This is a genomic window from Teredinibacter purpureus, from assembly GCF_014217335.1.
GTDB classification, from domain to species: domain Bacteria; phylum Pseudomonadota; class Gammaproteobacteria; order Pseudomonadales; family Cellvibrionaceae; genus Teredinibacter; species Teredinibacter purpureus.
Map to the genome: position 1 here is coordinate 594184 of NZ_CP060092.1, position 20915 is coordinate 615098.

The 20915-nt window shown below is 47.3% G+C and carries 23 protein-coding genes; 15 read left to right on the forward strand and 8 right to left on the reverse strand.

What is annotated here, in order from left to right:
- Nucleotides 1-21: 21 nt before the first annotated feature.
- From H5647_RS02395 to pilG, 4 genes are all read right to left on the reverse strand, one after another.
- Entirely contained in the window at nucleotides 22-2226 is a 2205-nt protein-coding gene (locus H5647_RS02395; RefSeq protein WP_045856022.1) for a methyl-accepting chemotaxis protein, read from the reverse strand.
- A 177-nt stretch (nucleotides 2227-2403) separates the two neighbouring features.
- Nucleotides 2404-2943: a chemotaxis protein CheW gene (locus H5647_RS02400; RefSeq protein WP_045856023.1), complete on the reverse strand. Its 540-nt coding sequence runs from the start codon at nucleotides 2941-2943 to the stop codon at nucleotides 2404-2406.
- 79 nt (nucleotides 2944-3022) lie between these two features.
- On the reverse strand, nucleotides 3023-3385 hold the full coding sequence (pilH, locus tag H5647_RS02405; protein WP_045856024.1) for a twitching motility response regulator PilH: 363 nt from the start codon (nucleotides 3383-3385) through the stop codon (nucleotides 3023-3025).
- A gap of 56 nt (nucleotides 3386-3441) precedes the next feature.
- Complete coding sequence (gene pilG, locus H5647_RS02410) at nucleotides 3442-3837, reverse strand: twitching motility response regulator PilG (RefSeq protein WP_045856025.1); 396 nt, start codon at nucleotides 3835-3837, stop codon at nucleotides 3442-3444.
- A gap of 285 nt (nucleotides 3838-4122) precedes the next feature.
- On the opposite strand from pilG, the gene gshB reads away from it, so the two are divergent.
- The 4 genes from gshB to ruvX all read left to right on the forward strand — a co-directional run bounded on the left by gshB (nucleotide 4123) and on the right by ruvX (nucleotide 7077).
- Complete coding sequence (gene gshB / locus H5647_RS02415; protein ID WP_408034019.1) at nucleotides 4123-5049, forward strand: glutathione synthase; 927 nt, start codon at nucleotides 4123-4125, stop codon at nucleotides 5047-5049.
- A gap of 7 nt (nucleotides 5050-5056) precedes the next feature.
- Nucleotides 5057-5932, forward strand: coding sequence for an energy transducer TonB (locus H5647_RS02420; RefSeq protein WP_045856027.1), 876 nt, complete (start codon nucleotides 5057-5059; stop codon nucleotides 5930-5932).
- Nucleotides 5933-6035: 103 nt separating this feature from the next.
- Nucleotides 6036-6641, forward strand: a complete 606-nt coding sequence (locus tag H5647_RS02425) for a YqgE/AlgH family protein (RefSeq protein WP_045856028.1) — start codon at nucleotides 6036-6038, stop codon at nucleotides 6639-6641.
- On the forward strand, nucleotides 6634-7077 hold the full coding sequence (gene ruvX / locus H5647_RS02430; protein WP_045856029.1) for a Holliday junction resolvase RuvX: 444 nt from the start codon (nucleotides 6634-6636) through the stop codon (nucleotides 7075-7077). Before H5647_RS02425 ends, ruvX begins: the two co-directional genes overlap by 8 nt.
- Nucleotides 7078-7091: 14 nt before the next feature.
- On the opposite strand, the gene H5647_RS02435 is transcribed toward ruvX, so the two are convergent.
- Both H5647_RS02435 and H5647_RS02440 read right to left on the reverse strand, forming a co-directional pair.
- Nucleotides 7092-8234: a PilT/PilU family type 4a pilus ATPase gene (locus H5647_RS02435; protein WP_045856030.1), complete on the reverse strand. Its 1143-nt coding sequence runs from the start codon at nucleotides 8232-8234 to the stop codon at nucleotides 7092-7094.
- 94 nt (nucleotides 8235-8328) lie between these two features.
- Nucleotides 8329-9363, reverse strand: coding sequence for a type IV pilus twitching motility protein PilT (locus H5647_RS02440; protein WP_045856031.1), 1035 nt, complete (start codon nucleotides 9361-9363; stop codon nucleotides 8329-8331).
- Nucleotides 9364-9489: 126 nt separating this feature from the next.
- On the opposite strand from H5647_RS02440, the gene H5647_RS02445 reads away from it, so the two are divergent.
- The 8 genes from H5647_RS02445 to rdgB all read left to right on the forward strand — a co-directional run bounded on the left by H5647_RS02445 (nucleotide 9490) and on the right by rdgB (nucleotide 15239).
- The gene (locus H5647_RS02445; RefSeq protein WP_045856032.1) at nucleotides 9490-10185 is read left to right on the forward strand and encodes a YggS family pyridoxal phosphate-dependent enzyme; all 696 of its coding nucleotides are present in this window, start codon (nucleotides 9490-9492) and stop codon (nucleotides 10183-10185) included.
- 17 nt (nucleotides 10186-10202) lie between these two features.
- The gene (locus tag H5647_RS02450; protein ID WP_045856033.1) at nucleotides 10203-10775 is read left to right on the forward strand and encodes a lipid-binding SYLF domain-containing protein; all 573 of its coding nucleotides are present in this window, start codon (nucleotides 10203-10205) and stop codon (nucleotides 10773-10775) included.
- Between the two features lie 66 nt (nucleotides 10776-10841).
- Nucleotides 10842-11687: a pyrroline-5-carboxylate reductase gene (gene proC, locus H5647_RS02455; RefSeq protein ID WP_045856034.1), complete on the forward strand. Its 846-nt coding sequence runs from the start codon at nucleotides 10842-10844 to the stop codon at nucleotides 11685-11687.
- A 7-nt stretch (nucleotides 11688-11694) separates the two neighbouring features.
- A complete protein-coding gene (locus H5647_RS02460; RefSeq protein ID WP_045856035.1) occupies nucleotides 11695-12282 on the forward strand; it encodes a YggT family protein in 588 nt (195 codons plus the stop codon).
- 150 nt (nucleotides 12283-12432) lie between these two features.
- On the forward strand, nucleotides 12433-13584 hold the full coding sequence (gene metX / locus H5647_RS02465; protein WP_045856036.1) for a homoserine O-succinyltransferase MetX: 1152 nt from the start codon (nucleotides 12433-12435) through the stop codon (nucleotides 13582-13584).
- Nucleotides 13584-14174 carry a methionine biosynthesis protein MetW gene (gene metW, locus H5647_RS02470; RefSeq protein WP_045856037.1) on the forward strand — a complete coding sequence of 197 codons (591 nt, stop codon included), beginning with the start codon at nucleotides 13584-13586 and terminating at the stop codon, nucleotides 14172-14174. Before metX ends, metW begins: the two co-directional genes overlap by 1 nt.
- 4 nt (nucleotides 14175-14178) lie before the next feature.
- Nucleotides 14179-14625, forward strand: coding sequence for a DUF4426 domain-containing protein (locus H5647_RS02475; RefSeq protein ID WP_045856038.1), 447 nt, complete (start codon nucleotides 14179-14181; stop codon nucleotides 14623-14625).
- Nucleotides 14622-15239 (forward strand): RdgB/HAM1 family non-canonical purine NTP pyrophosphatase, encoded by a 618-nt coding sequence (gene rdgB, locus H5647_RS02480; RefSeq protein ID WP_045856039.1) that lies wholly within the window; start codon nucleotides 14622-14624, stop codon nucleotides 15237-15239. Before H5647_RS02475 ends, rdgB begins: the two co-directional genes overlap by 4 nt.
- Before the next feature lie 687 nt (nucleotides 15240-15926).
- Here the strand turns inward: rdgB and H5647_RS02485 are convergent.
- Nucleotides 15927-17150 (reverse strand): ISL3 family transposase, encoded by a 1224-nt coding sequence (locus H5647_RS02485; protein WP_045856040.1) that lies wholly within the window; start codon nucleotides 17148-17150, stop codon nucleotides 15927-15929.
- A 265-nt stretch (nucleotides 17151-17415) separates the two neighbouring features.
- Between H5647_RS02485 and H5647_RS02490 the strand changes: the two genes are divergently transcribed.
- Nucleotides 17416-17937 carry a hypothetical protein gene (locus tag H5647_RS02490; protein WP_045856042.1) on the forward strand — a complete coding sequence of 174 codons (522 nt, stop codon included), beginning with the start codon at nucleotides 17416-17418 and terminating at the stop codon, nucleotides 17935-17937.
- Entirely contained in the window at nucleotides 17889-18272 is a 384-nt protein-coding gene (locus tag H5647_RS02495; protein WP_045856044.1) for a hypothetical protein, read from the forward strand. Before H5647_RS02490 ends, H5647_RS02495 begins: the two co-directional genes overlap by 49 nt.
- 4 nt (nucleotides 18273-18276) lie before the next feature.
- Here the strand turns inward: H5647_RS02495 and traF are convergent, their stop codons facing one another.
- Entirely contained in the window at nucleotides 18277-19572 is a 1296-nt protein-coding gene (traF, locus tag H5647_RS02500) for a conjugal transfer protein TraF (RefSeq protein ID WP_052691825.1), read from the reverse strand.
- Between the two features lie 155 nt (nucleotides 19573-19727).
- Here traF and hemW point away from each other — a divergent pair, with 155 nt between their 5' ends.
- Nucleotides 19728-20915, forward strand: coding sequence for a radical SAM family heme chaperone HemW (hemW, locus tag H5647_RS02505; protein WP_045856045.1), 1188 nt, complete (start codon nucleotides 19728-19730; stop codon nucleotides 20913-20915).

Below are 20915 nucleotides of genomic sequence, written 5' to 3' on the forward strand. Positions count from 1 at the left end.
TCAAGTTAACCAATATTGGGATCAGATCTGCGCACCAGCGCTTTTTTCCTCTTCCTCTAATGCATGTAGCAAAGTAGGATCGGCGTCAACGTCGAGTACATCGTCTAGTGAAAGGTCAACGACGTCATCGTCACCCAAGGTTGCGACATCAAGGTCGGAATCCGCCTCAATATCCATTTCATAACCGTCATCACCGGCGTGTTCGTCAAGCTCATCAGGAAGCTTAAAGCCCGATACAGAACCTCGCAGCTCGACCGCCATTTCTGACAGATTACCAATCGAGGTAGCGGTAGCATTAGTACCTGCAGATGTTTGCGAGGTAATTTCCTGAATCACGTTCATCGTATTGGAGATGTGTCCGGCTGATGAAGCCTGTTGACGTGCAGCATTCGAGATATTCTGAATCAATTCTGCAAGACTCGCCGATACTGCCTCAATCTCTTCAAGTGCTACACCCGCATCTTGTGCTAGGCGAGCTCCTCGTACCACTTCCGAGGTTGTTTGCTCCATTGATATAACGGCTTCGTTAGTATCGTTCTGAATGGTTTTAACCAGCGCCTCAATCTGCTTTGTTGCCGTTGCAGAACGTTCCGCAAGACGCTGTACTTCATCCGCTACAACGGCGAAGCCTCGACCCGCATCGCCGGCCATCGATGCCTGAATAGCGGCATTAAGTGCAAGAATGTTTGTTTGGTCAGCAATGTCATTAATCAACGATACAATGTCACCAATTTCCTGGGAAGATTCACCCAGTCGCTTAATTCGTTTTGACGTATCTTGAATCTGTTCACGAATAGTATCCATACCATGAATAGTATTCTGTACCACTTTTGCACCATTATTTGCGATCGATACCGACCGCTCAGCAACACCGGCTGATTCCGCGGCGTTTGCTGATACTTGGTCAATGGTAACCGCCATTTCATTTACAGCTGCGGATGCACCGGCAATTTCTTGCGCCTGATGCTCAGAAGCCTCAGCAAGGTGCAACGCGGTTTGCTGCGTTTCTTTCGAGCCATCCACAACGCGCTCGGACGTTTCGTTAATGCGCGAAACAAGTACCCGAAGTTGGTCAATGGTGTAGTTGATGGAGTCGGCAATCGCACCGGTAAAATCCTCGGTTACTGTTGCAGTGGTCGTTAAGTCACCATCGGCCAAGTCAGCCAGCTCATCTAGTAATCGTAAAATAGCGTTCTGGTTTCTTTCGTTAGTCTCGGCTGTACCTTTCGCTCGCTGATTAGTGTTTCTAACCCATGAAAAGCCAATCAGCAGAAGAACCGCTAACCACGCAGCACTAATCCCAATTAACAGGTTGTTACTCCAAGCTCGGTTATTGGGTAGTTCAACGATGCGATCCGATAATGCGCCAAGTGACTGGAGAACAAGTGGGCCGTCATCAAGGATATTGTTAGTGGCCAATCGCGCTTTAAAGAGTGCCGGAGAGGCTTCGAAAATCTCTCGAACTGAACCACTTACAAACTCAAACAATTCTGTCACTTCATCAAGCGACGATATGGCTTCGGCATCAGTTACTTCTGAGATGCTCATGGCTACATCACCAGATTTCATGCCACCAAGCACCTTCCCGAACAAGCTCGCATCGAGGTTAAACTGATCCGCTGCTCGGTCAGCATCATCACCACCACGTAGCATTTTATCGACGTTTCGACCGATACGTTCGGCACGCCAAGACTGCATCTGGGCAACAGACACCTGATCCGCCGGCGCGCTATTTTCTAGCAGGATTTCTACAATATTATTGTGTTCAGCCTGAAGCTCAGGGAGCGATTCGTTCAGGGTTGTCGCCACATCATGTAGAAAGATAATTGTATCTTCATTTTCGGTAATCACCTGCGAGCCCTGTTTTACACGGCTCCACACACCATCAAATGCAGCAATTTCCTTCGACAACACAATACGTGTTTGAGGGTCAGCGGCTTTCAATTGTGCCCATGATTGCTCCATGGTGACCACAACATCGCGCAGCTCACTAAAAGCAGACTCATCACCTGATGTCGCCTCTCGAGACAGCGAAGCCAAACGAAACGAAGACGCACGCAAGTTACTTGCGTTCTGCAAGTAGCCTTGATCACGCTCAGCGTTGGTAAATAACTGGTAAATAGCCAGACCAATAAGGGCCGTCAAGACTATTAACCCTGCAATCAAACTCGCCAATACCGGATTGGCTTTTGTCCGAGCCAAAAGGCCCGCGGAATCACTCTTCATACGACGCTCCCAAGCGAATGTATGGTTCTATCCAGCGCGCAATAGCGCACCCCGAAAAGCAATAACACCCCCACTAACTTTAAGACCAAGAGGAGCGCCAACAATATTGTTGGGCCCGGCCACCCACTAACAGGCAACCAGGTAAATCACTAATTACTTTCTTTGCCACAGCAATCGTTAAACGACAGCTGCGTTGTTAAATCTAGAGTCAGAGGCTAGCTTCGCCATACTGAATACAGGCCAGAGGTTATCATCTGAGTCGCGATATGAACCGTCGACAAAGCCTTCCATACTTTCTGGCAGAATCGCGGTGCACTCACCATAACTGTCGGAGGTAAAGTGCTGCATACCAAACGCCATATCAACGACAATACCGCTGTATAGCTCGTCGGTTTCCAGCACTAATACGCGATGATTTTTTTTGCTACTGGTAATGACACCACCGAAAAAATGCGGCAAATCGAAAAGCGGCAACAAGCGACCACGAACATTAGAAAGGCCAATAACCCAAGAATGTACGCCCGGCAAGCGGGTAGACCCCGGAACTTCCATTAGTTCGGCGACATGACTCATGGGAGCAACAAATTTTTGCCCCATAATAGAAAAACCAATGCCACTCCAACGTGGAGCAGAATCTCTCTGAGCGGGAAGGCCACGCGCCGATTCTCGACACTTTACAACGAGCTCAGTAAGCGCTTGATAAGCCGACCTACTCACAGATCAAGCCTCCATTTGCACATGCTGGCTGGCCCGAGGCACACATAGCAGAAGCGTTAAATAACACCCTGATACGGCCTTAGCCGCCCACCTTAGTAATAGTGGAGAACAATTCTTTCTCATCGATAGGTTTGGTTAGATACGCCTTAGCGCCCTGACGCATTCCCCAAACGCGATCCGTTTCTTGATCTTTGGTGGTTACAATAATAACGGGGATATGGGACGTTTCAGCGGCTTTGCTCAACTGACGAGTCGCCTGAAACCCATTCAAGCCGGGCATTACAATATCCATTAGAATTATGTCGGGAATTTCAGCTTTCGCTGTGGCAACACCCTCTTCGCCATTAACGGCGGTAATCACGGTGTGGCCGTTTTTTTCCAGCATTCCCGTTAATTTATAAGTTTCTGTTGGCGAGTCGTCAACAATCAGTACTTTGGCCATACTTCCCCCGAAGGTTATCAAGGCATGTGCAAGAGTTAAATTTTCGATCCTTCAGCTTAGCTGGCTCGAGCCACTTTTACGTGGGTCTCGATAGCGCCAATCAGCTCACCCTTGCTGAATGGTTTTGTTAAGTATTGATCTGAACCAACGATACGACCTTTGGCTTTATCAAAAAGGCCATCTTTACTCGATAGCATTATTACGGGTGTCGATTTAAATTCGCTATTATTTTTAATTAACGCGCAAGTCTGATAGCCATCAAGGCGAGGCATCATAATATCCACAAAAATAATACTGGGCCGGGTGTCTGCGATCTTCGCTAAGGCATCGAAGCCATCAGTGGCCGTAACCACTGTACAACCGACCTTTTTCAACAATGTTTCGGCCGTTCGACGGATGGTTTTACTGTCATCAATAACCATCACTTTCAAGTGTTCAAGATTGACGTCCATAAAGTGACCTTGCTTAAATTCGTCTATAAGGATGAGGAGTATAGCGCCACACACTTACTATTACTAAAGTATGAAATAACTTTTAACATAGTTTTCCAGTGTAATCCATAACCGCTTGAAAAAAATAGAATTCTACGATTTTTGCTCGACACCTCAAAAGACACAATTGAGCTATCAACTTTCGAGCCTTACCTTTTATAATCGTCCAAGATTAATGCTTTCGCCAACCCAAGAAAATAATCCTGGAGCCTGACGTTGAACAACAAACTTGCTATCGGTGTGGTTATGGACCCCATTGCCACCATTCGCTATCACAAGGATACAACACTAGCCCTTCTATTAGCGGCGCAGGAACGGGGGCACACCCTGTATTATATGGAAATTCAAGATTTACACCTTGATCAAGGCAAAGCTTGCGCCAAAATTTCTCCGCTTACGGTACACGAAGATGCGCTCAAGTGGTACCAACTAGGTGAAAGCGTCATACGCGAGCTCAGTGAACTTGATGTTGTGCTTATGCGAAAAGACCCGCCTTTCGACAACCAATATATTTACGCTACCTACATTTTAGAGAGCGCGGAAAAGCTGGGTACTTTAATTGTTAACAAACCACGGAGCCTACGTGACTGTAACGAAAAGGTATTCGCTACTGAATTTCCACAGTGCTGTCCACCCGTTTTAGTCGCCCGAGACGCTGAACTTTTACGCAGCTTTCATGAACAGCATAGCGATGTTATCTTCAAACCGCTGGACGGAATGGGCGGAACGGGAATATTCCGCTGCCGAAAGGACGACCCGAACGTCAGTGTTATTTTAGAAATGCTCACCGAGACGGGTGAAAGCTTTATCATGGCGCAGAAATTCATTCCCGACATCAGCAATGGTGATAAGCGAGTACTCGTAGTAAACGGTGAAGCGATTCCCTACTGCCTTGCAAGAATTCCCGCAAAAGGAGAAACACGCGGTAATTTAGCCGCCGGTGGACGAGGTGTCGCTCAACCACTCAGTGATCGAGATCGCTGGATTGTCGCTCAAGTTGCGCCTGCACTGGTCGAAAGAGGCTTGATGTTTGTCGGTTTGGATATTATTGGCGATTACCTCACCGAAATTAATGTCACCAGCCCCACTTGCGTGAGAGAAATCGATAACGCTTACAACACAAATATTGGTGCCACCTTAATTGCCGCCATTGAAGCAAAACGAACCCCTTAAGGTACGCATGGCCACTTATTCAGAAACGACAAGCGGAGACCGCCTAAGTTTTACGCTATTTTTGGCCGCTGCCGTCCACGCTATGCTTATTTTTGGCATCAGCTTTACGCTCGACAGGGGTCAGAAGGTCGCGCCTACGCTCAATATCACCCTGTCTACTCACAGAGATACGGTGGCGCCAGACAAAGCCGACTTTCTAGCGCAACACAACCAACAGGGTAGCGGCACGGGCGCTGAAATCAAAGAGCTCACCACAATCGCTCCTTCAGAAATTGCTGACACCAATATTCGCGAGATCAACCCAATTGCCCAACAAAAAGCAATGACGCAGAGCCGTAGCGCCACTCAGTTGCTTGCCTCTACGCACGCACAAGAACGAAAAGTTGCACAACAGACCGACCCAGACCGAGACGTTCATAGCGAAGAAAAAACAGGAGAAACGTTCGACGCCCCTCTCGCCAATCCTGAACTTGCAAGCCTACAAGCACAGCTAGACAAGTTAAAGCAGGCTGAAGCACGCAAACCTAGGGTTAGACGGCTTATTTCGGTTGCAACCAAATCCTCTCACGATGCAGCCTATCTGAATAAATGGCAGCAAGATATCATCCAGGTGGGCAACAGTAACTTCCCAGAAGAAGCCTTGGACAAAGCGATATTTGGCTATTTGCGTATGGCGGTATTAGTCAATCGCGACGGTACTGTCGAAAATATTGAAATCCTACAGTCGTCGGGCCACAGAATACTCGACGACGCCGCCCAACAAATTGTTCGCCTCGCAGCACCTTTCAGCCGCTTCCCGCCTGAAATCCAGAAAAATGCCGATCAACTCGAAATTATTCGCACATGGAAATTTGAGATTACAGGGTTAAGCACTACCCAGTAAACCTCGTGCCAAATAGCCGACACGTGGCCTTCGATTGCGACCATCAATCGAATAATTTCACGACGATGCTTGTTTTATTCTGCGCCCACCTCATACTAAATGGATGCAAGAGAACCCTTGGAACACCTCAGAACACCCCGAAAGCTTAATCGAGAGCCCCGATAGCTTGCGCGATCACTTTTTGATAGCCATGCCCGCTCTCACAGACTCCATCTTTTCGCATTCTGTTACCTATATCTGCGATCACAGTGATCAGGGCGCAATGGGTATAGTGATCAATCACCCCCTTGAACTAAAGCTCAGCGATGTATTCGATCAGCTGGATATCGATTACCAACCCCCGCTAGGGCTCCCTCGCGTGCTAGCCGGCGGCCCAGTTAACACGCAACGTGGCTTCGTTCTCCATCGTGATGAAGGAATCTGGGAGTCAACACTGCGTATCACCTCAGAAATAAGCCTTACCGCTTCCCGCGATATCGTCACCGCTATTGCTAAGGATGAAGGCCCCAAACACGCCCAGTTTGCACTTGGCTACGCTGGCTGGGCTCCCGGACAGCTCGAAGAGGAGATTAACGATAACGCTTGGCTCGTTGTTCGTGCCGATACCGGAATAATTTTTGACACCCCCGTTGAGGAGCGATGGGGCGCTACTGCCAAGCAACTTGGTATTGATCTTAATCTCATTTCATCTACGGCAGGCCATGCTTAACACTAAACCCCAGTCAATTCTCGCCTTCGATTTTGGTACACGCAGCATAGGTGTTGCATCAGGCCAAACACTTACTCAGTCAGCGGGGGAACTTCCAGCACTGAGAGCCAAAGAAGGTATTCCCGACTGGCTAGAACTGGAAGCTCTTTTAACCGAATGGAAGCCAGATATAGTGGTGGTCGGCTTGCCGGTTAACATGGACGGCAGCGAGATGGAGATGACACGTAGAGCGAGAAAATTTGGCAACAGAATAAACGGGCGCTTTGGCTACACCGTAGCCTTTACTGATGAACGCTTATCCACGCACGAAGCCAAAGCGCAAGCAGCCAAAGCTGGCCACAAAGGCAACTACCGCGAAAAACCTATAGACTCTCTAGCGGCTCGCATTATTCTGGAGGGATGGCTAAACGAACACCCGCTGATAAGTGCCGATTAAATCTTACATTCATACTAGAAACGGCGAGAACGGCTCCCCTCATCGTCCTGAATAGTAAGCTCATCAGCCGCATTTGAGAGGTAATCTGCGTCACTTTCAGAACCTAACTTAATCATCAACCGAAGATCATTGGGCGAATCTGCGTGAGAAAGTGCATCTTCATACGTAATTTCACCCGCATCGTAGAGTTCAAACAGCGCCTGATCATATGTTTGCATCCCCAGTTCAGTCGATTTTTTCATCAACTCTTTCAACTCATGCACCTGCCCTTTACGCACTAAATCCTGCGCTAGAGGTGTATTCAAAAAGATCTCCAAACAGGCTCTTCGCCCTTGCCCGTCGGGCGTCGGTATCAGTTGCTGTGCAACAATTGCACGCAAGTTAAGCGATAAATCCATCCATAGCTGCGAATGCCTGTCCGCAGGGAAAAAATGAATAATACGATCCAACGCTTGGTTCGCATTATTCGCATGCAATGTTGCCAAACAGAGGTGCCCTGTTTCCGCAAACGCAATGGCATGATCCATCGTTTCGCGCGAACGAACCTCCCCAATTAAGATAACGTCGGGAGCCTGGCGTAGCGTATTTTTCAGCGCGACCTCAAACGAGGCGGTATCAATACCAACCTCTCGCTGGGTAATAACACACCCCTGGTGCTGATGTATAAACTCAATTGGGTCTTCGATTGAAATAATATGGCCTTTAGAGTTTCTATTTCGATGCCCAATCATGGCAGCCAAAGACGTCGACTTACCCGTCCCCGTGGCGCCCACAAATAACACCAATCCACGCTTAACCATTGCAAGTTCTTTGATAGATTCTGGCAGGCCCAAATCATCAATTTTAGGAATTTGAGTTTCAATACGCCGCAAAACCATGCCAGCCAAATTACGCTGATAAAATGCACTGGCACGAAAACGGCCCACACCGCGCGCGCTAATCGCGAAGTTGAGCTCTTTTGTTTCCATGAATTCCTTTCGTTGCTTTTCGTTCATCACGCTCAACACCGTCTCACGCGATTTTTCGGGTGACATTGGCGTTGAGGTTACCGGCAAAATTTTGCCGTGCAACTTCATTGACGGCGGCACACCTGCAGTAATAAACAAATCTGATGCGCCTTTTTCAACCATCAACGATAACAAACGATCTAAATCCATGGAGATTCCTTAATACAGCAAATAATTAACAAGTGCACTGCCATACTCTCTCAGCTCACCTCTATACACAATGCTTTTCCTGCGCATTATAGCGCTAGAAACTCTCTGGCATTTTCGCTTTTTCTTTAGCTACATCCCGATTCACAATTCGACGCTCAACGAGATCCGCCAAACACTGATCCATCGTTTGCATCCCCAATGCACTACCTGTTTGAATTGCTGAGTACATTTGAGCCACTTTATCTTCGCGAATCAGGTTTCGAATCGCCGGTGTACCGCGCATAATTTCATGCGCGGCCACTCTGCCGCCCCCAGCTCGCTTCATTAACGTCTGTGAAACAACCGCTTCCAACGATTCCGATAGCATCGAACGCACCATAGATTTCTCATTAGCAGGAAAAACATCAACAATTCGGTCGATGGTTTTTGCCGCCGAAGTAGTGTGCAATGTGCCAAAAACCAAATGCCCGGTTTCGGCTGCCGTCAGCGCCAGCCTAATCGTTTCAAGATCTCGCATCTCGCCCACAAGAATAATATCGGGATCTTCTCGTAAAGCAGAGCGCAAGGCTTCGGCGAAACCATGGGTATCACGGTGTACTTCCCGCTGGTTCACTAGGCATTTTTTACTTTCGTGCACAAATTCAATGGGATCTTCAATGGTAAGTACGTGGTGGTATTTATTCTCGTTGATATAATCAATCATGGCCGCCAGCGTTGTAGATTTACCCGAACCCGTAGGGCCTGTAACCAATACGAGACCACGCGGCACCGACGATACATCGCGAAAGACTTGCCCCATTCCTAACTCTTCCATTGTGAGAACTTTAGAGGGAATCGTACGAAACACCGCCGCAGAACCGCGATTTTGATTAAATGCATTCACTCGAAAACGCGCAACGCCAGGAACTTCGAACGAAAAGTCCGTTTCCAGAAACTCTTCGTAGTCCTTACGCTGTTTGTCGTTCATAATCTCATAGATTAATCCGTGAACCTGCTTATGCTCCATTGGCGGCAAGTTAATTCGACGTACATCCCCGTCGACACGAATCATCGGTGGAAGGCCTGCGGAAAGGTGTAAATCCGAAGCGCCCTGTTTGGCGGAAAAAGCCAGTAATTCAGTAATATCCATACACAACCCTTTATTAGCGTTACACTTCGCCGCCGGGTAGCGTTTTTACATCAGCGGGAAGACGTTGGAATTCGTTTCACTCGGAAGCCACGTTTTTCGTTCGCAAGCTTCTGAATAAGTAAGTATATGCACAACATAGTCGACAAGATAACCGAAGTTAACACACGAATTGAAAAAGCGGCATTGATTGCCAATAGAAATTCGCAAGACATCACACTATTAGCCGTAAGCAAGCGTCAGCCTGACCAGCACTTACTAGAGGCTTATAGTGCTGGTTTGCGACACTTTGGTGAAAACTACGTACAAGAGGCCATCGCTAAGATTGAACGCCTGCACTTAAAGCAGGCTATTTGGCACTTTATTGGCCCCATCCAAAGCAACAAGACCAAAGTGATCGCTGAACATTTTCATTGGGTGCACTCAGTGGACCGTTTGAAAATCGCTCAACGCCTAAACGATCAGCGCAACCCTGCTCGAGGCCCCTTAAATATATGCTTACAAATCAATATTGATAACGAAGCCAATAAGGCGGGTATCAATATTGAACACGCAAGCGAGCTTGCCCTTCAAATGACAACACTCCACAACCTACGCTTGCGCGGGCTAATGACTATTCCTCAAAATAGCGTAACACCAGCGCAGTCGTGCGATGCCTTTAACCGCATGCAAACGCTCTTTCAACAACTGAAAACACATCAGCCCCTCGCCCACATGGACACCCTCTCTATGGGGATGTCTACAGATATGGAGCCCGCTATATCGCAAGGCTCTACGATCGTACGCGTGGGTACCGCCCTGTTTGGGCCGCGATCTGGGCCATAATGACTGAGGATTAAATTATGACATATCACTTAAGCAAGCTTTGCTTACTTACCCTTACCGCGCTTGCCTTAAGCGGATGCGTGACCCTTCATAACGGCACAACAAAGGCCGAAAAACAGCAAGCCATCTTGCAAATGAAGAATGAGACCTTATCTCAACTATTCAAACTAAAACCACACACTCGGTCACAGCTAAACGCCGCCCCCGGTTACGCAGTTTTTAGCAACGCCAACGTGAACTTAGTACTAGCCAGTTTTGGCGGCGGATATGGTGTGGTTAAAAATATGTCGACGGACCAACACACCTATATGAATATGGGTGAAGTCGGTGTCGGTTTTGGCTTTGGTGCTAAAGATTTTCGTATCATCATGGTCTTTGATAGCGCAGAAGTGATGAACAAGTTTATTGAACAAGGGTGGCTCTTTGGAGGGCAAGCCGATGCAGCCGCCAAAGCATCTGATAAAGGCGCCGCCGTAGGCGGTGAAGCGGTAGTGAACGGCATCACCGTCTATCAGCTCACGGAGACAGGTCTCGCATTACAAGCTACCGTTAAAGGGACTAAATTCTGGAAGGCCAGCGACCTTAACTAAATGGCCTAACGTTCTTCTCGATACGACACACTCCATACATTACAACTAAGAGCCTATTTAAGCATTATGTCAGAATCAGCAACCGCGACAACTTCAGCCGCTCCCACCATAGCCTTTATTGGCGCCGGTAATATGGCTAGCAGCATTATTGGCGGCTTGGTAGCCAACGGTCACCCTTCGACCAATATAATCGCCAGCGACCCCACTGTGGGCGCATTGCAAACACTTGCCGACACCTACGGCATTCAAACCACCACTGACAACGCCGTAGCAGTTAAGCAATCCGACGTTGTGGTGTTATCCATCAAGCCCCAAATTATGCAAATTGTTTGCGAATCGATCGTCGATTACATTTCACCAGAAACACTGACCATCTCGATTGCGGCAGGCATTAATTGCGCAAGCCTGAAACTTTGGCTGCACAAAAAGCAAGCTATTGTGCGGTGTATGCCCAATACACCCGCTCTTGTCCAAGCCGGCGCAAGTGCACTATTTGCCAACAAGCGTGTGAGCGAAGCACAAAAGACTATAGCCGAGCATATTCTGGCCGCAGTAGGTACCGTAAACTGGGTTGCAGCTGAAACCGATATTGACGCCGTTACGGCAGTTTCAGGTAGCGGCCCTGCTTACTTCTTCTTGCTCATCGAAGCGATGATTGACGCCGGCGTAAAGCAAGGGCTTAGCCGAGAAACAGCCACAACCCTTGCAAGCCAAACCGCTTTTGGTGCGGCCAAACTCGCTTTAAACAGTGAGGTTGATGTTGCTGAACTGCGCCGCAGGGTAACGTCACCAAACGGTACTACTGCCGAGGCAATTGCCTCTTTTGAAGAAAACGACTTCCGCTCAATTGTCGAAAACGCCATGCTCGCTTGCGCTGACCGCTCACGCGAACTCGCCAAAGAATTAGGTTAAGCTCATTATGAATCCTTGGATCGAAATAGTGGTTCTTGTCATCGATACGCTTGCGTCACTGTACCTATCTTTTGTGGTCTTACGCTTTCTATTGCAAGTTGCGCGGGCCGATTTTTATAATCAATTTTCACAGGCTATTGTGAAAGTCACCAATCCATTGCTTATTCCGTTACGCAAGGTTATTCCCGGCGCGGGAGGCATAGACATAGCCTCTATAGTGCTCGCACTGTTACTGCAGCTGGTAATCGGAGAATTACTGGCCATTATTGTTGCGCAACAATGGATCAACCCGCTCCAGATGACCCTTTGGGGGCTGATAGGGCTACTAAAATTATCAACCTATATTGCCTACATTTGCCTTATTGTTTTAGTTGTCACCAGCTTTATTGCTCCCCACAGCAGCCACCCCGCTCTAGTATTGGTTCGCCAACTCATGGACCCTATACTGAACCCCGTTAAACGGATTATTCCGCCTATGGGTGGGCTTGATTTCTCCGTGCTTTTTGTATTTTTGGGCCTCACCGTGCTGCAAAAAATGCTCGATATTTTTGCCAGCAATGTTGGCCTGGTACCACTTGTAGTAATCGGATACTAACGAAGCTTAGGACCCAACAATTACCATCACTCTAATTAATTTGTGCCGGATCATTACCGGCATGAATAAGATAGCGTAAGCTAGCACCTTCTATTGTGCAGGGTTCGCTCTGCCTTCACCTAGACTATACGACACATCTAAGCCAGACAAATGCCAGAATCACTGCCAGAAAACTCCGTCGGACTTGTAGAACCCCACACCTATCACTTTGACGAACCACTGTCTTTAGCCTGTGGCCGAGATCTCGACAGCTATGATCTCGTGGTCGAAATGTACGGCACACTCAACGCAAACAAATCAAATGCCATTCTTATTTGTCACGCACTTTCCGGCCATCACCACGCTGCTGGCTACCACAGCATGGAAGACCGCAAAGCCGGTTGGTGGGACCACTATATTGGCCCCAACAAACCTTTAGATACGAATAAATTTTGTATTGTTTCGCTAAACAACCTCGGCGGCTGCCATGGCTCCACCGGCCCTACATCCCCAAACCCTGCAACGGGTAAACCCTGGGGTGCAGACTTCCCCAATTTACGCGTACGCGACTGGGTAAATTCTCAAGCACGACTCGCCGACCGCATGGGCATCCAAAAATGGGCCGCAGTTGTCGGTGGCAGCATGGGGGGAATGCAAGCCATGCGCTGGGCGCTAGAGTTTCCAGAGCGGCTCGACCATTGTGTTGTGATAGCCGCGGCAATGAAACTTACCGCTCAAAACATTGCCTTTAACCATGCCGCACGGCAAGCTATTTTGACAGACCCTGAGTATCATCAGGGCAATTACATTACCGAAGACACCGTACCCACTCGTGGCCTATCGATTGCCCGAATGATTGCTCACCTTACCTACTTATCCGACGACGGCATGGGTAAAAAATTCGGTCGAGATTTACGCTCCGGCTCGTTTGAGCAAGGCATAGAAGCACCTGTCGAATTTCAAATTGAAAGTTATTTACGATACCAAGGTGAAACTTTCTCCAAAGTTTTTGATGCAAACACTTACGTTTTAATGACACGCGCGCTGGATTATTTTGATCTAGCCCGTGAATACGACGACAACCCCGTCACAGCCTTCAAAAATGCACTGTGCAAATTTTTAATTATTTCATTCACCTCGGACTGGCGTTTTTCGCCAGAAAGATCAAAAGAAATGGTAAATGCTTTAATACGCGCTGACCGCGACGTGGTTTACGGTGAAGTAGAATCCTCTTTTGGGCACGACGCTTTTTTAGTCCCCGATCAACCGCGATATTGGGATTTGTTTACCCGGTATATGGAAAAAATTGAGGTGACTCAATAATGCGTATCGACCATGATATTATAGAAGGCTGGATAGAACCTAACTCTCGCGTACTAGATCTTGGCTGCGGCGATGGTTCCCTCTTAAAAAAATTAGCTGCACAAAAAAACATACACGGCTATGGTATTGAAATAAACTCCGAGAATATTTTACGCTGCATAGCGAATGGCGTTAACGTCATTGAACAAAACCTCGACGAAGGCTTAAGTGATTTCGACGACCAAAGTTTCGACACCGTTATTATGTCGCAAACGATCCAAACCATGCAGTACCCCGACAAAGTACTACAAGAAATGCTACGCGTCGGCCGCCAATGTATTGTCACGTTCCCTAATTTCGGCCACTGGAAAGCCCGATTCCACTTAGGTATTAACGGCCGTATGCCCGTATCAGATTTATTGCCCTACGAATGGTATAACACGCCTAACATCCATTTTTGCACATTTACCGACTTCGAAATACTCTGCGAAGCCCATAATGCAAAGCGCTTAAACAGAGAAGTTATTGGTGGCAATAAACAAGGTTCACTACTGCAAAAATTTCATCCTAATTTATTTGGCGTTACCGCCCTTTACCGACTAACACAATAACCTTATGACACATTACTTTTATTCTATTATTTTTGCGATAACATGCTTCATTAGCAGCGCCAGTATCGCTGAAACAAATCTCCAAGGCAGCCAAGTTTCCGGCGATTACGAAATCCACTACAGTGTTTTTCCTAGTAATTTTTTACTGCCCGACGTCGCAGCTGCGTACAAGATTAAACGCAGCCAATACGAAGCACTGCTTAATATTTCAATCACCCCTCGAGGCGAACACGGTGGCCACGCAGCCAACATTACCGGCACTGTCACCAACCTATTACAGCAACAAAAAATACTGGAATTTACCGAAATTAAAGAAGCCACGGCAACTTATTATCTAGCGCCCGTAAGAATTTCAGGCAAAGAAGTGGTGAATTTTACTATAGACGCACGTTTAATTGAGGGTGACGTGCCGTTAAACGCCCGCTTTAGCAGCGAGCTTGTTTCACAATGAAACAGCAAGTTGTTTTAGCCAGCGGCAATGCGGGAAAATTACGCGAATTTTCTAGGCTGCTCTTCCAGTGTGATTTTGAAGTACTCCCACAATCCGCTTTTAATGTACCCGAAGCCGAAGAAACGGGCCTCACGTTTGTGGAAAACGCAATATTAAAAGCACGTAATGCTTGCGCACATACCGGGTTACCCTCTATTGCAGACGACTCAGGCATTGAGGTTGATGCACTGCTAGGTAAACCAGGCATTTACTCTGCTCGATTTTCGGCCAATTGGCTTGGCGAACCTGCGAGCGACACACGCAACAACCTCTATTTACTAGACCAACTAAACACCATCACCGAACGTAAAAATCGAAGCGCGCGCTATCAATGCGTATTAGTTTACCTGCGCCATAAAGAAGACCCCACGCCCATTATTTGTCAGGGTAGCTGGGAGGGGTTTATCTTGGATGCGCCAACAGGCGCTGAAGGCTTCGGCTACGATCCATTATTTTATGTGCCCGAATTTGATTGCAGCTCGGCCGAGCTGGATAAAGACTTAAAAAATAAAATTAGCCATCGTGGCAAGGCATTACAAACGCTATTAGAAGCCATTAAAACGGAAAAAATTTAAATTCCATAAGCTTACTTAAGAACAAAAAGACTCAAACCAAGAGGTGCACGAGTCATTCAGTTCTCGCGCAGGGGAAATTATAGTCTGTTCTTCGTTGCCTGATCTACAATAGGCATAAATAATAACGGACAAGTCTAAAAGGGATTTTAAAATGAACTTACCTCTTACCAGTAAAGTTTAAATTACTAGCCAGCGCACTGTTTATAGTCAGTATTTCCTCACTAGCCTCGCCATTACTCGCATCCGAGCCCGAAGAGGGTCCCTCATCAATAGGATATAAAACGATAGAAGAGAGCGTATTGAGTGCTCTAGCAAGAGAACAATTACGTCAACAATTTGCTGCCGCCGCCTATGCCGAAACGCAAAGAGGAATAGGCGGCGGCAAACGCGGCATCTCAGCAAACGCAAGAGAATGAGAATAAACTTTCAATCTGCTTAAATTCAGCCAACGGTAGCTTACAAGGGTGCAAGTACAACGCAAAGACAAGATTGGTTAAGGACTTAAGGTCATGCTCAAGTTTGGCCGCAGGTTTTAGTGGCACCCTAGTTCTCAGTAGCGGTCCAATATCAATCAGTGTCGAAGGAAGCGTACAACCTTACGTCAATCAATGTAACCTCGTTGCCCAACCGACCGAAGAGGCCAATACAGCAAACTGTACGTATATGGGCCTTCCCCTATTCGGGTGGCTAGATTTCTGGCATCAGGTCCAGCCCGCCGAGATGAAATAAAATTGCAGCCTTAAAACGGGCCTTATGCCTAAAACCTTTCGCTTTTACTTTTAGCATTTTTATTCTGCTATTTATACTTTCTGCACCAGCATTATTCTTTTTATTTACGATGGCGTTTATTATCCCCCATAGATTCTTCTTTATGCTTTTAGCTACCGATTTTATAGGATTGAGGCGGCTTCTTATCGCCCAGCTGTACCATTGCTTCCAAGCTTCTTCAGCCCATATACGATCATCATAATTCCAGAGCTCCATGGCATACTCCTTTATCGCCCATGCGCGTGCAGTCTTCTTTGCTACAACGCTTAATGTTGAAATCTGTACAGAATGAATATCCTTTAGATTTTCACGTGATCTCAGCCATGCAAATTTCGATCTATGGAGCTCTAGCTTGTGTTGTTGCGCGACCATATTGGCTTCACTTTTACGAACACTATTTAGAGCCTTATTTAAGTCCATCGCAACATGGAACCTATCAAAACATATCGCTCTTTCCCAGTGAGGAATATACTCTTTGGTGGCATAAATATAGGACGGACTCATATCCATACTAATCGTTTCAACTGATTGGATTTGCTTGTCACTTAATCCTGTAAAAAATGCGTTTAAACTCGATTTTTTGCGATCTTCTTGGACATCTATTGCATGCCCATGATCATTGGAAACAATGGTCACATATTCATGTCCCTTTTTGCTGCAGACCTCATCGACAGCTAGGTTTTGAATATGTAGATGAGACCGTCTTTTTAGGCCTCGCTCTACAGCCCGCTTCATTATTCCATCGGCAGCATTCCAGCTAAGCGCCAGCTTCTTACTGACGGCATTAATACTCGCCTCTTGAAGCCAGGAGATTACATAAGCCTCAAACATCAAGGTGAAACTTGATCGCTTATCAGCCCAGGGGATATCAGCTTGCAATACACCGTGCGTGCGACATTTAGAGCGAGGGATATTCGCGTGAACGAGAGTGCGAAATTGACAGCTATCGAGATGGCGCCATGTTCTTGTTCTGGTGTCATGGCGACTACATCTGGATTCACACAAAGGGCAGGTTAAATGTTTGTCGCAATCGTATTCAACGTGGACGTGAACGGTGTTGTCACGCTCATCTAGCTGAACTGATTCGACAAACCAAGGAGAAGAGATTGATAATATTTTTTCGTAAAGAGAAAGCTCGTCCATCACTGAAAACCAAGAAATAAAAGGCTGGGATTCTAGGGGAGTTTATTAGGAAAGGCTAGAAAGCCACCCGAATAGGGGAAGGCCCACGTATATGCATGCTTTAGCAGAAAACAATTGCCTAGCAGCCTGGGAGTAAAGGTGCACTTAATGGGTATGACGGTAAACCTGTGTATTTATAGAGAAAATTTAAACTAATCATACCCATTAATTATCTTTCCAATAATGCATAACCATTTCATTAGCCGGCTTTAGGGAAAGTTTAACAGTGAAAAAAATTTTCAAAGTAAGCGTTCTTTTACTTATCGTAACGTGTGGGTTATCTCTAGTTATAATTCAAGACCGAGCCCTTAAGGGCGGCTCCGTCGAAGTAAAAGAACAGAACAGTTCCCTACAAAATACAATAGCCAACAACTCAACTATCTCCGATAACCAAAGCTTAATTTCCAGCACACCTAAAACGACCAGCCACCAAGACTCCCAAATCGGTTCAGCTGAGGTTCTACTCAGCGACGAAGATATTGAAAGAGATTTAGCGGGTCTACCAACAACCGCACAAATTCAAGCGGGAGCGGAATACAACCGAGAGCATGGCTGGGTCGATCAAGACGCAAGTGAAATTTACACACACTATTCGACCACAGAGCTGAATGCTCTCGCCAATGCTGGCGACCTAATTGCGATCGATACCTTAGCCCTTAGGTATGGCGCCGAAGGAAAAACAAAAGAAATGCTGGCCATGTGGCGCAAGGGGGTACTTTTGGCTCAAGTGCAAACGCCGTTGCCTTAGGCGGCGGCTCCCTTATAAGTTACAAACATTTAAAGACCAACCCAGAAGCAGCACAAGAATTACTCATTGATGGTCTAGCGTGGTACAAAATAGCGATGGTCAGGGGAGACTCCGTTGCAGAGATGCTTCTTAAAAGCGATATTAAGCGCTATGGCATCGACCTATTCACTGTTCCACAAGAAGAAGTCGACCGAAAAGCAGCTGAGCTTTATCACGCATTGAGCAAGGAGCGAGAAGAGCTGGGGCTAGGAACTTACGACAATAACGTGCCCGAACATTTAGAAACGTTCTTTTACTATATGTCTGGAAAGTGGGCTAAAGAGTATCGCCAATAATAAATTAAAACACCCAACCCAATTGTAAACCCGCACCCGTACTGGTTGAACCCGTAGCGTAAGAAAGCTCAAACGCCATACCTTTAAATTGGTAGGCCACACCACCGGCAATAACATCGTCACGCAAGCCTGTCATATCTTGGCGATAGCCTAAGCACAACTCTAGCGCTTCAAACGGTGATATTGCCAAACCCAAACTGGTTTCTTGTGTGGGGGCTTCTGCCGCCATCGCTTCATTCTCTATAACATCCACATCCAACCCTAGGGTTAACCAATCGTTCACATACGCAAAGCCCATACGTGGCCGTGGATTTAGCTTCAGCAGCAAACCATCATCCGTTTCAAATTCTTCAGGAATAATATCTTTTACGGCAAAACCTATACGGTAATGGCCGAACATTTCCAAAGCGATGCCCACATCTGCGTTAAGGCCTACATAGGTGCGCTGGCTGCCGAGAAAATCTAATTCGTCTGTATCGAAATTGGTGGTTTCTCGAAACACATCCACACGAATAACTTTGGGGGTAACACCAATAGCCAAGGCTTGGTCGAACACGTCAAACTGTTTGGCTACCGCTACAGCCCATTCACTAATAACAACCCCACCCACATCAACAGTGGACGTTAACTGTTCGGTGGGATCAATTAAATTACCATTGGCATCAAGGAGTTCGGCAGGAATATCAGTGGGCGCGCCACCGTCAGCAACAGTATCCAGCGCTAGAATATAACGTTCGAGCAAAGCACTGTCCTCTGGTGGAATAGTCGACGTACCCAGCCCTAACGTTCGCACACCAAAATAGAAGGCGCCCCCTTCAAGTAAGCTCGGCTCACTCACAGAAAAGCTCACCACCGCATCCATGTTCACATCTTCATTCGCCAAATCATCCAGCAAGGCATCCAGTTCGCGCGCTAAGTCAGCGGTTTGAGCAGCTGTTGCTGCCGAAGGCGCGGCATTAAAGGTACTCACGGCTCCACCAAGGCGCTGGTCCAAATCATCGTTGGCGGCATTAACAACATCTTCCACAACGTTGTCGGCTTGAATCACAACGTTGGGAAACACCACCCTTCCGTGCCGAGTATCTTCTTCTCGCTCATCATGAAACGCTAACAATGCCGCGTTGTAATACTGCGCCGAATGCCAGCTTGCTGTGGCAACGGTCGCACCTCCCATTGCCAAGCCGCGTGCATCATAAATTCCATAATTCACAGCTAGTGCAGACATCGGTAAACACCCACCGCTCCACACAATGGCTACGGCCATCAATTTAAGAGGAAATCTCACCCACGACTGGCTCAAAGAGCACTCCTTCTTTTTGTTTTGATTAAATCGAGCATTATCTTCGCTATAGTGTAATCGCAACCGACTTCCACCGTTTGTTTCATTTTGTAATCATAGATCTCTGCACGTTCACTGAGTTAAAGTAACGCCCAACCCATAGCTAAACAACACTCATGCCGTCATCGCTTACCTTAAACTCACTGCCACCACTCTCGCTCTATATACACATACCGTGGTGTGTCCGTAAATGTCCCTATTGCGATTTCAACTCGCATCAAGCCAACGGTGAGCTACCTATACAGCGCTATATCGATGCTCTCGAGCAAGATTTAAAAACCGATGCATTCCTTGCGCAAGGCCGAAAACTTGAAAGCATTTTTTTCGGCGGTGGCACCCCAAGTTTACTGCCGGCTAAAGCCGTCGGTCGAATACTAGACGCCGCCGCGACCACCATTGGCCTATCACCCACCTGCGAGATTACCTTAGAAGCCAACCCCGGCACGGCCGAATACGATAGTTTCAACGGGTATCGCAGCGCTGGAGTAAACCGTCTTTCCATGGGCGTACAAAGCTTCGATGCCCAGCAACTCAAAACGCTGGGCCGTATTCACTCACCAAATGATGTTATTCACGCATTCGAACTGGCCCGCAAAGCTGGCTTCGACAACATGAATCTCGATTTGATGTTCGCCTTGCCGCAGCAAACACGACAAGGCGCCGCACAAGACCTTAAGAAAGCCATCGCATTAGCCCCAGAGCACCTTTCTTGGTACCAACTCACCATTGAGCCGAATACCGAGTTTTACAGCCGCCCCCCGCAACAACCAGAAGACGATACCGTGTGGGATATCCAACAACATGGGCAACAACAGCTCGCCGAGGCAGGCTACCACCAATATGAAATTTCGGCGTATGCCCAACCTCATTTGCGCGCCGCCCACAATATGAATTATTGGCAGTTTGGCGATTACCTCGCCATTGGCGCTGGTGCCCACGGTAAAATTACCCAATTCGACACGCAACACATTATGCGTTTTCGGAAAACGCGCATGCCAGAACACTACTTAGGCGCCATGCAAAAGCAAGTTTTACAGGGCAACCCCTTCAATGCCGATAGCCATCACGTCGACACAACAGCACTGCCCTTTGAGTTTATGATGAATGCTCTGCGACTCGTTCATGGTGTTCCAACAAGGCTTTACAGCGAACGCACAGGGCTTTCAATAGACAATATTCAGAACCTGTTGCAGCAGCAACAAAACAAAGCCCTACTTGCCCCTTGGCAATCGCACCTGCAAGCAACGCCCTTAGGGCATCAATACTTAAACAACCTACTGGAAGCCTTTCTGGCAGAGACATAA

Excerpts from the sequence above, each read along its gene's own strand:
- metX (WP_045856036.1), top strand. The coding sequence starts at position 12,433 with ATGCCAGAATCACTGCCAGAAAACTCCGTCGGACTTGTAGAACCCCAC.
- H5647_RS02435 (WP_045856030.1), bottom strand. The coding sequence starts at position 8,234 with ATGGATTTAGATCGTTTGTTATCGTTGATGGTTGAAAAAGGCGCATCA.
- gshB (WP_408034019.1), top strand. The coding sequence starts at position 4,123 with ATGGACCCCATTGCCACCATTCGCTATCACAAGGATACAACACTAGCC.
- H5647_RS02440 (WP_045856031.1), bottom strand. The coding sequence starts at position 9,363 with ATGGATATTACTGAATTACTGGCTTTTTCCGCCAAACAGGGCGCTTCG.
- pilG (WP_045856025.1), bottom strand. The coding sequence starts at position 3,837 with ATGGACGTCAATCTTGAACACTTGAAAGTGATGGTTATTGATGACAGT.
- rdgB (WP_045856039.1), top strand. The coding sequence starts at position 14,622 with ATGAAACAGCAAGTTGTTTTAGCCAGCGGCAATGCGGGAAAATTACGC.
- pilH (WP_045856024.1), bottom strand. The coding sequence starts at position 3,385 with ATGGCCAAAGTACTGATTGTTGACGACTCGCCAACAGAAACTTATAAA.
- H5647_RS02475 (WP_045856038.1), top strand. The coding sequence starts at position 14,179 with ATGACACATTACTTTTATTCTATTATTTTTGCGATAACATGCTTCATT.
- H5647_RS02485 (WP_045856040.1), bottom strand. The coding sequence starts at position 17,150 with ATGGACGAGCTTTCTCTTTACGAAAAAATATTATCAATCTCTTCTCCT.
- H5647_RS02395 (WP_045856022.1), bottom strand. The coding sequence starts at position 2,226 with ATGAAGAGTGATTCCGCGGGCCTTTTGGCTCGGACAAAAGCCAATCCG.
- H5647_RS02425 (WP_045856028.1), top strand. The coding sequence starts at position 6,036 with ATGCAAGAGAACCCTTGGAACACCTCAGAACACCCCGAAAGCTTAATC.
- H5647_RS02445 (WP_045856032.1), top strand. The coding sequence starts at position 9,490 with ATGCACAACATAGTCGACAAGATAACCGAAGTTAACACACGAATTGAA.
- proC (WP_045856034.1), top strand. The coding sequence starts at position 10,842 with ATGTCAGAATCAGCAACCGCGACAACTTCAGCCGCTCCCACCATAGCC.
- H5647_RS02450 (WP_045856033.1), top strand. The coding sequence starts at position 10,203 with ATGACATATCACTTAAGCAAGCTTTGCTTACTTACCCTTACCGCGCTT.
- ruvX (WP_045856029.1), top strand. The coding sequence starts at position 6,634 with ATGCTTAACACTAAACCCCAGTCAATTCTCGCCTTCGATTTTGGTACA.
- metW (WP_045856037.1), top strand. The coding sequence starts at position 13,584 with ATGCGTATCGACCATGATATTATAGAAGGCTGGATAGAACCTAACTCT.
- hemW (WP_045856045.1), top strand. The coding sequence starts at position 19,728 with ATGCCGTCATCGCTTACCTTAAACTCACTGCCACCACTCTCGCTCTAT.
- H5647_RS02420 (WP_045856027.1), top strand. The coding sequence starts at position 5,057 with ATGGCCACTTATTCAGAAACGACAAGCGGAGACCGCCTAAGTTTTACG.
- H5647_RS02460 (WP_045856035.1), top strand. The coding sequence starts at position 11,695 with ATGAATCCTTGGATCGAAATAGTGGTTCTTGTCATCGATACGCTTGCG.